The sequence below is a fragment of the Alteribacter aurantiacus DSM 18675 genome (genome assembly GCF_000429705.1).
Lineage (GTDB): Bacteria > Bacillota > Bacilli > Bacillales > Salisediminibacteriaceae > Alteribacter > Alteribacter aurantiacus.
Genome location: NZ_KE386942.1, coordinates 178,782 through 191,008, shown reverse-complemented (window position 1 = coordinate 191,008; position 12,227 = coordinate 178,782). Strand labels below are relative to the sequence as shown.

Here is a 12,227-nt window from a genome sequence, read left to right as displayed (position 1 = left end):
GGAGAGGCCATTCGGTTTCTTTTTTATAGCGATTGGAATACTCTTATCCCTCTACTATGTTTAAAAAGGAGGGGAGTTTTAGCCTCCACCGGAACTGTGTCTCTTCCACTATAATGTCTGTAAACGAATGAAAGTGTGTTGATCAACAACACACTGTGCAACGCTATTGATTCAAAGCCTAAAGGATTAAACGATTAAAAGACCACATGCATGTTTACTTATCATAAACATGCACGTGGTCCTTTTATAGATATTTAAGAACGAACCCATTTGACAATGTCACTCATCGATGCATTTTTACCGTACAAAAGGATACCCACTTCAAAGATCTTACCTGCAAGTTTCATTACGATCCAGACAGATAGAATAAGTAAGGTTATAGCAATACCGATTTCAATCCACGGCCATTCTTCAAGTAAAGAAAGCCTCATGATCAAAACGGTCGGGGATGTAAATGGAATATAGGTCCCGATTTGGGCTGCTAATCCGTTTGGATCTGATAGTATCGGTCTAATCAGAATTAAAGGAGAAAAAGGTAGCATCATGATCATGCCTTGGAAATTACTTGTTGAGCTTATATCTTCTATCGTTGCGCCAAGACCAACAAATAGTGCTGCAAATAACAGGTAGCCGATTAATGCAATCAAAATTAACACAGGTAATTCAGGTACAAGTAAAAACTCTAGGATTGGAAATTCATTGAACCTCCAAAGGACAATAGGGAGTGCAACGATGAGCCACACACCTACCTGAAGCATGCCAAGCCAGAAGTAGCCAATGATTTTTCCTTGCATCAAGTCTGCTGGTGTCAGAGAAGACAATACAATTTCAGAGACCTTTTCTTTCTTTTCTTGAGAAGCACTCTGGAAAATCATCATGCCCGTCATCACGATGGAGAATAGAATCAGTCCGGCAAATGCACCAGGGACGATACGCTCTAGTGAATTTGTTTCTGATGTAGTCGTTTCCTGACCTGACACCTGTTCGGCGTTGAACTGGACTCCGCTCGTAACGGCATTCATTTGTTCATCTGACAACCCAGCATGCTGAAGGGAGAGTTGCTGAAGGGGTGGTCCTAGATGTTGAATATCTACTGCGAATGAATCTGGCGTGCTGTCATTGGAATAATAAGTGACTTGACCATCATGAATGGCCGCTTCATCAAGAACAAGAAATACAGCAGCGCTTTCATCCTCTTGTGATGTGTTCATCCATTCATCTTGAGACATGGTTTCAACCCTAACTTCCCAATTTAAATCTGATGGGCTGATATATGGTTCGATATGTTCCTCCCATATACCAGCCGGATCTGATACATTCACATTGACCGGTTCGTCGTTACTCCCCAATCCCGACAAAAGTGAGGGGAGAGTAGCAAATAGAATGAATAATACTGGAGTCAAAAATAAGGAAATCACAAACGATTTATTTTTGGCATTCCGCTTAAATTCCCATCGAGCAACTTTTAAGCTGTTACGCATAATTTTCCTCCTCCTCTCTAGTAAGGGTGCGATCTGAGGCAACATCAATAAAGATTTCATGTAGGGAAATTCGGTCCAATCTGAATTCCTCAATATGAATATCCGATGGCAACTCACGAATCCATTCTGATGGGCTTAGGTTCTGATCCAAAAAAAGGATCGACACATTGTCCGTCTGTTCCACGCGAGTAACATAAGCGATGGATTGAAGCTTTTTTTCGTCATTTTTTCCATGGATCGTACATTTAAAGCTGGCATACTGTCTTTTTACTTCTTCCATTGAGCCGCTGATGACTTGCTTGCCCTTATGAAGCATGATTAGTCGATCTGCCATTTCCTCTACCACGTTCATTTGATGAGCTGAAAGAAGAATAGCAGTCCCACTTTTGGCGAGGGCCCGAATTTCTTCTTTGAAAACATCCTGACTTACGGGATCTAACCCTGAGAAAGGCTCATCTAAAATAAGTAACTCTGGCTCATGAATGATTGATGCGATAAATTGAACTTTTTGCCCCATGCCCTTCGAAAGCTCTTCAATTGAAACCTTCTCTTTGCCCTCCAAACCAAACTTTTTTAGATAGGATAAAGCACGCTCTTTTGCTTTTTTCAGAGGGTAGTCTTTAAGTTCTGCAAAATATAGAAGAATGTCCATAATTTTTACGTTTTTATAAAGGCCGCGCTCCTCTGGTAAATAACCGATTTTATGTTTTGGAATTTGGCTTTTTTGCTCCCCATTAAAGTGGATCGTTCCGTGGTCAGGATAAATAATTCCCATAATACTTCTAATCGTAGTTGATTTTCCGGCACCATTAGGGCCAAGAAGGGCTGTAATCTCCCCTTTTTTAACATTGAATGAAACATCGTATAGCACCTGCTGTTCTTTAAATGATTTTCGGAGATTTTGAACAGTGAGTACAGTATTAGGCATAAATAATCTCTCCCTTCGTTAATACTTCCTGAATGATTTCCTCTAAATCTGGTATTTCTTCATCTACAATAGTCAAGCTGCTTTTAGAAAGATATGCCACAGTGGCTTCCGGCTGGTTTGATAAAATCACTCTTTTATACGTGCGCTTGATTTCTCCTGGAATGAGGGTGATTGGTGGTTCTTCCTTTAACCAGAAAAGGCGGTAAGTGGAAGCGAGTGAATCCTTTTCCAAAAGATTCGAAACCTGGCCTTTATCAATAAACAACAAGTAATCAGCCAACTTTTTGATATCATCTGCCTGATGAGAGGCGATCAGGATGGTTTTGTCGCCTCTTTCCATGAGGTCGAGTAAAAACTGTATAAAATAGTTTTTCGACGGAATATCCATTGCAGCTGTAGGTTCATCTAGGATCAGAAGAGGTGTGTTTTTACCGAAATTGAGTGCAAGATTTAGCTTTGTTTTAACGCCAGGGGAGAGTTTCTGAATCTGTTTGTTTAATGGGATTTGGAGCTTTTGTGAAAAGCTTCTAAACAAGGCCTCATCCCAGTCAGGGTAGATTTTTGCCATGAGGTTACGCACCTGTTCACCTGTAAAGGGCTCGCAGCCGGTTAACGTTTGAGACTGATAAGCGACAAGCCCTTTCCAGCTATCACTCTGATCGGTGACGGACTGACCAAAAACCTCAATCGTTCCCGTGTCCTGTTTTACAAGGTTCATAATCATCTTAAAAAAGGTACTTTTACCAGCACCGTTCATTCCAACAACAGCAGTAATGGTTCCTGTCTCAAAGGTAAGGTCCTTTATATTTAAGTGAAAATCGTCGATAGATTTTTCCATATTCTTAATTCTTAATGGGGCAGTCATCGTTTTTCCTCCTTTTGAAGTAATGATTTGAACATTGTGAGTATTTCTTCGTTCGATAATTCATGCTGTTTGGCCGTTGAGATTGCTTTTAAAATAGCTTCTTCAACTTCTTGGCTAGCCATATGTGCTTTCATATCAGGGTCTACCTCTGCCACGAATGTTCCTTTTCCCTGAGACGTCTGAATAAACCCGTTATATTCAAGGTTTTGATAGGCTTTTCTAATTGTGATAGAGCTGATTTCCAGCTCCTTTGCCAATACCCTTATGGAGGGAAGAGGATCCCCTGTAATGAGTTGACCGCTCGCAATCAGTGTTTTTATTTGGTTTTCGATTTGATGATAGATGGGTTCCCTGGAGGATTTGGAAAGCCGAATTGGAAGCTTCATGTCAACCTCCTTAATGTAGGTAATCTATATTTTGTATTTTTCTCTTGGCCAAGTGGAACCAGTACCACGTCACAAGACAAGCTGCTACTAAGAAACCGATAAGAGAAATAATTGTGTACTCAGATGCCAGATAAATGGTCCAATTAAATATGCCGGTACCAAGCCACACTTGAAAAATCAGATACAGGGAAATCAAGAATACGATAATAATTACGTAAGACCAAAAAAACGTAAAACGTTTAATTCGATCACCGGGATCACTGGCAGGGAACATGCCTCCCAAAGAAAAGGTGATACAAATCCAAATCATGATCAGTGATATTAATTGCAATGGCACAATGGTTGCCTGAAATTCAGGAGATGATAAATAGGTCATTACTAAGACCAATACGGTCCCTCCTACACTAGCCAAGAAGAGTAAGATGAATCTGCTTGCAATAAGAACAGAGCGTTCGATTGGAAGCTGGCTTAGCATTGCAAAGTAAGGTGATGCAAATAAGCTGTTATTTATTTTTTGGTATTGAATGCCTTTAGGTTTGGTGGTAAATGAAATCGTCACAATGTATATAATTAAAAAGAGATCCACCAAGAAGAAGTTGTCTTCAAGGTAACCAGGCATAGAGATATATAAGAAAAATGCATAGATACCAGCTAAAAAAAACAAGAACAAATAATGCTTCTTTGATACGGTCAATTCGAATCTGACGAGCCATAATGCTGTGCGTATATGCTCCATTTGACAAGTTCCTTTCCTTATTTAGTGTTGTGGTGTGTATGTCTATATACACACTATAACTTATGGTTGAGGAATATTCAATTTCTTTTTGGGAAGATTAGGTTTATTTTTACGAACCATGAAAACAGTGATGCTAGTATAAGGAAATGGAACTTTATTCCTGAAGTGTCGTCTGTTTTTATTAAAGGGGAGAGTAGTATGAAGAAATTCTTGTGGCTGGCAGTTGTATTTGGGGTAATGGCAGGTTGTGAGAATAATAGTGAAACTAGTGAGGCTTCAAGAAAAACACCTTTGACCTCTCCACCTAATCTAACCGTTACAATAGGTAAAGAAACCGTTCGTCCATTAAAAGGGATACGCACGTGGAGTGTTGAGAAAGAAGACGGGACTGTCGTGGTGATTGAAGTGGACTCCAATCCCCCTTGGGCCATTTCGACCGAGCAAGAGCCGGTCGATGTAGAAGCAGGTGCTTCCGTTTCATTGGCGTTTAACTCAGAGCCGATTAGTTACCAAGTACGGGAGTGGGACAGAGACCAAGAAAACACTCTATTGAGTACGCATAATGAACTCATAGTATCCAATTATGATGGGGAAACGGTGCTGGACGTAATGGCGAGGTGGGATGAAGGCATGGTCTATTACACAATGTATTTGAATGTGCAGTAGTGTTGATCTATTCAATTTGTGAAGTTGGCTGTATATTAAATATGTAAATATATTCTATTATTGGTGATTGGAGGTTTGGCATGAAGGGGAAGTGGCGGGTCACAGTCATGATGATGGTTTTATTGTTAGCAGTTCTTTTTTTATACAGTCAATCACAGGTAGGAAGTGAAGTAAGGACGACGAAGGGCGAATCAACGGATGGAACATTTACTGTCATCTATACCCTTGAACCATCTCCAAATCCGAAGAAGTTTATGAAGGCAGCCCTTTTTTGGGAGCCTCAACAAGGGAAGATTACAGCCCTTCACTTTTTGAATAATGGGAAAAAGCAAACAACCCTAAACGAAAACGAAGTGATTTACATGTTGGAATCCGGTGAACGAAAAGAATTTGCTAGTATGGGTTTTGCGCCTACTGAAGATGAAGTCTTTGAGGTGTGGATTGAATGGGAGAATAAGCAGGGGAAATATAAAGATATTTTTCCATTAAAATAATGGAGGGTGTAATGATGAAGAGGTGGCTATGTCTTTTAGGGTTATTCGTCATACGATTTCTCCATCACATTGGCCCGCTTATTCATCACTTTTTTCCATTGACATATCACCAAGTTTGAAAGTAACCAGTACGTGAAAATGAGTCTATTTTACGGTGTAAGTCATAACTCAAACGGGGAAACACGTATAGAGACACCCTTTTTTTACCACACTGTTCGGTGAATATAAGGAGGATATGTGAAAGGAGGATTCGGTCATGAAAGGAAGGTACCAAAGCCGTAATCTCTGGTCCGGAGTACTCTTTGGACTCGGGGCTATAGCGTTTTTTGATGAAGTTGTTTTTCACCAGCTTTTAAGATGGCATCATTTTTATGATCTTGCCACCACAGATATCGGTCTGATTTCCGACGGTCTATTTCATGCGTTCAGCTGGTTTGCAACAATTGGAGGGCTGTTTATGTTTGCTGACCTCAGGCGAAGAAAGGCTCTCCATTGGACACGATGGTGGGGTGGCTTTTTGACAGGGGCGGGAGCTTTTCAGCTTTATGACGGACTGATTCAGCACAAGGTGATGAGGATTCACCAGATCCGCTATGTGGAGAATGTCATCTACTACGACATCGCCTGGAATGTGAGTGCAGTGCTGATTCTTTTGGCTGGCGTTTACCTACTAAGGAAGTCACGGAAACAGAACGAATCAAGGGCAGGTGAGGTGTAATGGACCACATGCATGTGCACGGTGGCGCATTCTCATTTTGGCCACAACTCGTTCTGGCTATGCCATTTGTACTCCTCATTGCCGGTTACGGCCTTTGTCTGTACATTAGTGCTCGTAATGGGCGTGCGTGGCCCGTGTGGCGAACACTATTTTGGGTTACTGGCTGTCTCTTTGCCTTGGTAGCGGTGGCTGGGCCTCTGGCAGTGGAAGCTCATCACAATTTTTATGTACATATGATGACACACCTGTTTCTTGGAATGATTGGTCCCCTTTTGATGGTGCTGGCCTCTCCCGTGACACTGCTTCTCCGGGCACTGCCCTTGACGGAAGCGAGGCGGGTGAGCGGGATCCTGAAATGGCGGATTGTTCACGTGCTTACTGATCCTTTTGTAGCATCATTTATGAATATGGGAGCACTCTGGGTGCTATATACGACGCCCCTATACAATGGGATGCATGAAAGTAATGTCCTTCATGTCCTCATTCATGCCCACGTCTTTATTGCAGGGTTTGTGTTTACGGCTTCAATGATCACAAAGGATCCGATGCCAAACAGACCCTCTTTTCTGTACCGGAGTGTCGCGCTTGTCCTAGCTCTGGCTAGTCACGGCATTCTGTCCAAATACCTCTATGCCAATCCACCTGCAGGAGTACCGGCTACCCAGGCGGAAGCTGGAGGAATGCTTATGTTTTATGGTGGGGATTTAGTGGATGCCATTATCGTGTTTCTACTACTACGAGAGTGGTATCATGCAGCCCGTCCAAGATCGTATGAAACGCTCTATCCTGTAACGGAATAAGCCATTAACTAGTTGTATATGAAAAACCCCCATGTGATTTCTAGCCTTCTGATATCACATGGGGGTTTGGTTTTGACAGGCTTATTCGTGATAGATTGGTGATTTTTACAAAAAACGAAATGGATCTTTTGGTTATACATGGCCTTCTTATCTCACAGAAATACCGCCGCAACCCCAAGAAGGGTGCCAAGGCCGATCGAGGCGATTCCGAATTTAATGCGAATCATGGATTTTTTCGGTAGGTTAGAAGCTACTTCTTCGTCTTCCGACTTTTGGTACTCTTTGTTTAGCCATATAAATTGCATAAAGCCGATCGTAAGTAAAACGAGCGCGATTAATGTAAGGGTAATTCGAGGGTCCAATGGTATCGTCTCCTAAAAAAATGAATTCATAGTGAAATCATAGCATAAAGCGAGGCGTTATATCACTTTTGGAATTATCGATAAAATGGACGTGACGCTCGCCACGGAGTTAGAAGCTGTTTTCTCTTTTTTATAAATGATGTCGACTTTTCACTAAAGGGGATTTTTTCACTTTTGCCGAACTATGTATAGAAGAGTGTGCTATTAAATCAGGAGGGGTCTTTATGAAAAGTCAGGCTCACGGAAGGTTTGTCGATCTTCAACGGGAGGCGTTATCGGCCTTTGATGGCCACGATTACGATAAGGTGTTTCGTTTGGTCGACCAAGTCAATCAAAGCTACCCTGAGAAACGATACCGAACGAAGATGTGGGAAATATGTGCCCATGCGATGCAAGGAGCGGTAGATAAGGCATTCGCTGTTGGCTTTGAGGGACTAGATGAAGGTCTGTGGTGGAACCCGAATCAAGTGAAAGAAGAGTCGAGGCTCTTGGTTTTAAGAGGAGATGCTCGGTTTGAGCGCTTTGTTTACGAGTGTGAAAAAATGTACGAGGCGGTAAAAGGGACACTGGACCCAGTTCTTGTGACGATGGGAAATAAGCTTAGTGACAAAAGACTGTTCGCCATCCATTGGCGTGGGGATAACGCAACGTGCTTTTCAGAGTTTTTTGAGGATGCGCCGTCACTTGCAGACTGGCACATGGCATTTCCGCAATCTTCCCAGGCTTTCGGTGCTGAGACTTTTTGCTGGGATGATGAAAAACAAGCGGCGCGTGATGTGAAAGAGTCTTACGATGCCTTTGATGAGATTAGTGTAAAAGGATCGAACACAATTATTAGCGGCGCCTCTCAAGGAGGAAAGCTCGCGATTGATTATGCTTTAAAGCATCGCCCGTTACGAGACCATCGCTTTATTACAATCGTACCTTCGATTAAAGACCTCAGCGTGTATGAAGCCTTGCTACAAGAAGGGGTATGTAGCAAGGTTAGAGGCTATATCTTAACCGGGGAACACGACCCTTACTTGAGTAAGCAGCGAGCCCTTCATCAGATGTTCCTTGATTACGATGTCCCGTGTCGCTTAGTAATAGTTAAGGGAATGGGTCATGAGTTCCCAGAGGCGTTTGATAAATATGTTGAAGAAGCACTCGCTTTTTTAAATGAATAAAAGGAAAGACCGTCCGTTTGGTGGCGGTCTTTTTAGTGTTTTGAAAAAGGGAAATACAAGCCCGTTAAGATGAAAGAGGAAGCCGCTAATAATTCTGATCTAAAAGAAAGGCGTTATTTCACAGGAGAAATTCGTCAATCTCTCTTGATGAGTGATGATTTATGTGACTGCATTTTACAGTGGGAGAGCGAGTTGGAATCACTTAAATACCAAGAATGAAAACAAGGTCGGCCCTTATCCTCTTTTTCACACTTGAAGTCCATAGGGATCTGACTCATAATATAAATCGTAACTGTTACGCTTTATCTAGTGGGTAAGAAAGGAGTAATACAAATGGAGAGGATCCCTGTCTACGTGTTGAGTGGGTTTTTAGGAAGCGGGAAAACAACATTGCTCGTTGAAATCATCAAGAATGCTAAAAAGAAAAGGTTGAATATAAGCGTTCTCATGAACGAAATCGGAAAAACGGATACGGATGGCAAAATTGTGTCAGGACTGGACAAATCGATGCCGATCGAGAAACTCCTCGACGGATGTATGTGTTGCAATAAAAAGAGTGAGGTCTCAGGTGCGATGGTAAAGCTAGCCAAGGGGAAACCTGATTTGATTGTGATCGAACTTACAGGTGTAGCAGATCCTGAAGAAGTGGCTGATGCCCTCGCGGAGCCTAAACTTATGGAAATGATTAAGTTGGAAAAAGTCATTTCTGTCTTGGATGGGGAACACATTCTTGATTACAATAGCATTTTTACTGCAGAACGAACGATGGTAAGAACGACACGTAAGCAAATGTCGTTCGCTGATGTGCTCCTCGTCAATAAGATCGATCAAATGGAAGATAAACAGAGAGAGAAAGTCGAAAAGGCGGTAAGAAAGCATAACTCGATAGCTCCAATTACGTATACGAGCTTTTGTAACGTAAACATCGACGAGCTTCTTGCACCGAACGATCGTGCTCCTAAGGAAATCAAGCGAGAGAATAATAAAGAGCATCCTCATTCGCGGATTCAAACACTGAAACTGGAAGTACCAGGCCCTGTTCCATCTAAAAGAGTGGTGGAGAAGTTCTTAAAGGAGTTAAAACCCGGTCTCGTTCGAGCTAAAGGGTTTATAAACATAAAGGATAATACGTATCTTGTTCAACATAGTATGAAAAAAACGTATTGGGAGAAAGCCAGTTCTGAAGAGATGTACTTGATCTTGATTGGGGTGGACTTGGATGTGGAGAAGGTTAATCGTGAGTGGAATAAATGGTGTGTAGTATATAATTAAAAGAGAAAGAAGGCGCCTGGGAACGAAACGAGGCGCCTTCTTTTTTTATATGGATGACTTCTACATACTCATCATCAATCGAACTACAACAAGCATCACAAGTGCGGAGATAATGGATGTAGTCGCTTGCTTGCTCGTTACTGAGACAGCTGCTTTTATCCCCATTTGCTTGGCCATTGTCCATACGGTTACGAGGCACCCAGATAAGGTAGATGCGAGGTACACAAGAACGAAGATCTCCAGTGTGGAGAACGATGTTAACAAGGCTCCGCCACCTTCATTGAAAAGGAGGATGCCATCCTTTCTTAATATGGAGAAAAGAATGGCTACAGAAGCCTCAGAAGGTAAGGAGAAAAAGGAGAATACCGGCTCAAGCAAACGAATGAACATATTCATAATCATGAGTTCGTCTAATATAAAAGCTACAAAGCAAATGAATAGAAAAATTGGCATCGCTTGGGTCAAAAATTGGCTGAGCATGCCTCGTAGCTTAAGTAACACGTTTCTTTTCTTTGGTCTTCTTAGCCTTTTTCCTCCTATATACAAAAATGGATTTTCTGGAGGTTTTTCATACCATAATCGAGTATGAATCGCTCCAACAATAAACAACAAAGCGATATAAGGCACAAACAACCAAGGGGCACTGGCTGCATTGAACACCGATAACGTAGCACCGATTTGGTAACTGCACGCGGACCCAAAAGAAATCATGGATACACATTGTTTTTGGCTGCAGGAATGGCAACTTTTCGCTTGCATCAATGCGACCACATTGCACCCGTAACCGGTTAATACAGGAACTAAGTCAGCACCTGTTAGACCGATTTTTCTGAGTAGTGGATCGATGGTTCGGACGAGCTTTGTTTGTAGCCCTGATTCTTCTGTGATCGCGATGCTGATGCCCACAAAGAGGACGACAGGAAATGCCCATACAAACGAAAAGGTACCAAGTGAAACGAGCCCGTAATCACCGATGAAAAAAGCTTGAACCATTGCCGGATACTCCCTTAAGGCATGACTAACGGGTTCCAGCAAATAACGTTCCACGACCGGCTCCACCAATGAGGCAAATTGGTAAGCCAAAGCAATAGGCAAACCGTAGATAAGCAGGATGGCCACTATGACGCCTATCTGCCGAAAAAAAGGTGGAAGCCATAAGGGCTCAGGATAGGAGTGAGAATGTGATTTCATCGTAACACCCTAGCACTGACAACTGTTGTCACAGCATGAAAGATCGTCAAGATACATAGTTGCTTTACGATACTCGTCAAAAACGTCTTCTTGCACAGAAAGGCCAAGACGTGTAACGATTTCCTTTGCGATTACAGCGAAGCGTTGTCTGAACTTGTATATAAAGCAAAAGATCACATCCACATGCTTCACTTGAGGTCCTGTTAGAAAAAGCCCCTCCGTTACTGTAGACTCATCAGATTCAGTCAACCTTACATCACCGCTGTCTTCCCAAAAAAAGTGCTCCAAAATGAGAGAAAGACTACTTTTATATCCAGTAGCCAGGATCGGTTGGGTCTCTGACTTCATTGATTCTCCTGAATCGAGGTGAATAAGGTAGCCGTTTTCGTCCTTTTCGACTCGAATGACGTGCGCTTGCTCAACAAGGGACAGCTCCTGACGATCAATTATTTTGTCTAACCGCTCACTTGTAAATGGAGACAACGAAATACTTGGATCCGGGTCGTCGTTACTCCATGGTTCTCCTTTTGAAAGAACGGTCACTTGTTTGCCACTTTCGATCAAATGGTACGCCGCATCAACGCCACTTTCATAGCCACCAATCACCACATGGTGCCCAGCGTCTACTGAATTCCAAGAAGGAACTTCACCTGTATGAAGACAGTGTTCAGCTCCGGGAAAAGGTCTATTGTTTGGATATTGAAACTCTCCTGCAGCCCAAACGACAAATTCGCTTTGATACGTGCCCTTTGATGTTTCAACAAAAAAGCGATCATGATCTTTATGAACCTCTTGTACACTTACACCACGCTCGACAGGTAGTTCAAAGTGATCGGCAATTCTTTGTAAGTAGTCCGCATAATCTTCTCCGCTCAAGTGCTCCGTGTCGTAGGCATACCCGGGAGATGTACTGGGAACGACAGCATTTAAGTCCAACAAGCCAAAGCCATGACCGGGAAAAGAAGGAGTTAGTAGTCGTGTTTCTTTTGGCCATTTCAAAAACGTGCTGCCCACGTCCTCCTTCTCAAGGATCGTAAACCGTTCCATTCCGAGTTGTTTAAAGAGAGAACCAATGCCTACACCGGCAGGTCCTGCTCCAACGATAATCACATCATAATGCATATAGAAAACCCCTTGCGAATCGTAATCATTACTATTTATG

The 12,227-nt window shown here is 42.4% G+C and carries 14 protein-coding genes; 6 read left to right on the top strand and 8 right to left on the bottom strand.

Annotated elements, in window-relative coordinates; all coding sequences use genetic code 11:
• Window positions 1–254: 254 nt before the first annotated feature.
• Genes G476_RS0116205 through G476_RS0116185 form a run of 5 tightly spaced genes read right to left on the bottom strand, consistent with a single transcriptional unit; the run spans window position 255 to window position 4,396 of the window.
• On the bottom strand, window positions 255–1,481 hold the full coding sequence (locus G476_RS0116205) for an ABC transporter permease (RefSeq protein ID WP_026691022.1): 1,227 nt from the start codon (window positions 1,479–1,481) through the stop codon (window positions 255–257).
• Window positions 1,474–2,409, bottom strand: coding sequence for an ABC transporter ATP-binding protein (locus G476_RS0116200; protein ID WP_026691021.1), 936 nt, complete (start codon window positions 2,407–2,409; stop codon window positions 1,474–1,476). The genes G476_RS0116205 and G476_RS0116200 overlap by 8 nt, the downstream gene beginning before the upstream one ends.
• Window positions 2,402–3,274 carry an ATP-binding cassette domain-containing protein gene (locus G476_RS0116195; protein WP_026691020.1) on the bottom strand — a complete coding sequence of 291 codons (873 nt, stop codon included), beginning with the start codon at window positions 3,272–3,274 and terminating at the stop codon, window positions 2,402–2,404. The genes G476_RS0116200 and G476_RS0116195 overlap by 8 nt, the downstream gene beginning before the upstream one ends.
• Window positions 3,271–3,660, bottom strand: coding sequence for a GntR family transcriptional regulator (locus G476_RS0116190; protein ID WP_026691019.1), 390 nt, complete (start codon window positions 3,658–3,660; stop codon window positions 3,271–3,273). Before G476_RS0116190 ends, G476_RS0116195 begins: the two co-directional genes overlap by 4 nt.
• Window positions 3,661–3,670: 10 nt before the next feature.
• Window positions 3,671–4,396, bottom strand: a complete 726-nt coding sequence (locus tag G476_RS0116185; RefSeq protein ID WP_026691018.1) for a hypothetical protein — start codon at window positions 4,394–4,396, stop codon at window positions 3,671–3,673.
• Between the two features lie 198 nt (window positions 4,397–4,594).
• On the opposite strand from G476_RS0116185, the gene G476_RS0116180 reads away from it, so the two are divergent.
• From G476_RS0116180 to G476_RS0116165, 4 genes are all read left to right on the top strand, one after another.
• A complete protein-coding gene (locus G476_RS0116180) occupies window positions 4,595–5,062 on the top strand; it encodes a hypothetical protein (protein ID WP_026691017.1) in 468 nt (155 codons plus the stop codon).
• A gap of 80 nt (window positions 5,063–5,142) precedes the next feature.
• Complete coding sequence (locus tag G476_RS0116175) at window positions 5,143–5,556, top strand: hypothetical protein (protein WP_026691016.1); 414 nt, start codon at window positions 5,143–5,145, stop codon at window positions 5,554–5,556.
• A gap of 256 nt (window positions 5,557–5,812) precedes the next feature.
• A complete protein-coding gene (locus G476_RS0116170; protein ID WP_026691015.1) occupies window positions 5,813–6,274 on the top strand; it encodes a DUF2243 domain-containing protein in 462 nt (153 codons plus the stop codon).
• Complete coding sequence (locus G476_RS0116165) at window positions 6,274–7,074, top strand: cytochrome c oxidase assembly protein (RefSeq protein WP_026691014.1); 801 nt, start codon at window positions 6,274–6,276, stop codon at window positions 7,072–7,074. The genes G476_RS0116170 and G476_RS0116165 overlap by 1 nt, the downstream gene beginning before the upstream one ends.
• 152 nt (window positions 7,075–7,226) lie before the next feature.
• Here G476_RS0116165 and G476_RS0116160 read toward each other — a convergent pair whose 3' ends face one another.
• Entirely contained in the window at window positions 7,227–7,436 is a 210-nt protein-coding gene (locus G476_RS0116160; RefSeq protein ID WP_026691013.1) for a hypothetical protein, read from the bottom strand.
• Between the two features lie 224 nt (window positions 7,437–7,660).
• Between G476_RS0116160 and G476_RS0116155 the strand changes: the two genes are divergently transcribed.
• The gene (locus G476_RS0116155) at window positions 7,661–8,602 is read left to right on the top strand and encodes an alpha/beta hydrolase (RefSeq protein WP_026691012.1); all 942 of its coding nucleotides are present in this window, start codon (window positions 7,661–7,663) and stop codon (window positions 8,600–8,602) included.
• Window positions 8,603–8,935: 333 nt separating this feature from the next.
• Window positions 8,936–9,874 (top strand): CobW family GTP-binding protein, encoded by a 939-nt coding sequence (locus G476_RS0116150; protein ID WP_035187201.1) that lies wholly within the window; start codon window positions 8,936–8,938, stop codon window positions 9,872–9,874.
• A 60-nt stretch (window positions 9,875–9,934) separates the two neighbouring features.
• Here G476_RS0116150 and G476_RS22240 read toward each other — a convergent pair whose 3' ends face one another.
• Together G476_RS22240 and G476_RS0116140 are read right to left on the bottom strand one after the other, a co-directional pair.
• Window positions 9,935–11,065 (bottom strand): nucleoside recognition domain-containing protein, encoded by a 1,131-nt coding sequence (locus G476_RS22240; RefSeq protein WP_084405804.1) that lies wholly within the window; start codon window positions 11,063–11,065, stop codon window positions 9,935–9,937.
• A 9-nt stretch (window positions 11,066–11,074) separates the two neighbouring features.
• On the bottom strand, window positions 11,075–12,187 hold the full coding sequence (locus G476_RS0116140; RefSeq protein ID WP_026691010.1) for an NAD(P)/FAD-dependent oxidoreductase: 1,113 nt from the start codon (window positions 12,185–12,187) through the stop codon (window positions 11,075–11,077).
• Window positions 12,188–12,227 lie beyond the last annotated feature (40 nt).

Excerpts from the sequence above, each read along its gene's own strand:
- G476_RS0116205 (WP_026691022.1), bottom strand. The coding sequence starts at position 1,481 with ATGCGTAACAGCTTAAAAGTTGCTCGATGGGAATTTAAGCGGAATGCC.
- G476_RS0116200 (WP_026691021.1), bottom strand. The coding sequence starts at position 2,409 with ATGCCTAATACTGTACTCACTGTTCAAAATCTCCGAAAATCATTTAAA.
- G476_RS0116195 (WP_026691020.1), bottom strand. The coding sequence starts at position 3,274 with ATGACTGCCCCATTAAGAATTAAGAATATGGAAAAATCTATCGACGAT.
- G476_RS0116190 (WP_026691019.1), bottom strand. The coding sequence starts at position 3,660 with ATGAAGCTTCCAATTCGGCTTTCCAAATCCTCCAGGGAACCCATCTAT.
- G476_RS0116185 (WP_026691018.1), bottom strand. The coding sequence starts at position 4,396 with ATGGAGCATATACGCACAGCATTATGGCTCGTCAGATTCGAATTGACC.
- G476_RS0116180 (WP_026691017.1), top strand. The coding sequence starts at position 4,595 with ATGAAGAAATTCTTGTGGCTGGCAGTTGTATTTGGGGTAATGGCAGGT.
- G476_RS0116175 (WP_026691016.1), top strand. The coding sequence starts at position 5,143 with ATGAAGGGGAAGTGGCGGGTCACAGTCATGATGATGGTTTTATTGTTA.
- G476_RS0116170 (WP_026691015.1), top strand. The coding sequence starts at position 5,813 with ATGAAAGGAAGGTACCAAAGCCGTAATCTCTGGTCCGGAGTACTCTTT.
- G476_RS0116165 (WP_026691014.1), top strand. The coding sequence starts at position 6,274 with ATGGACCACATGCATGTGCACGGTGGCGCATTCTCATTTTGGCCACAA.
- G476_RS0116155 (WP_026691012.1), top strand. The coding sequence starts at position 7,661 with ATGAAAAGTCAGGCTCACGGAAGGTTTGTCGATCTTCAACGGGAGGCG.
- G476_RS0116150 (WP_035187201.1), top strand. The coding sequence starts at position 8,936 with ATGGAGAGGATCCCTGTCTACGTGTTGAGTGGGTTTTTAGGAAGCGGG.
- G476_RS22240 (WP_084405804.1), bottom strand. The coding sequence starts at position 11,065 with ATGAAATCACATTCTCACTCCTATCCTGAGCCCTTATGGCTTCCACCT.
- G476_RS0116140 (WP_026691010.1), bottom strand. The coding sequence starts at position 12,187 with ATGCATTATGATGTGATTATCGTTGGAGCAGGACCTGCCGGTGTAGGC.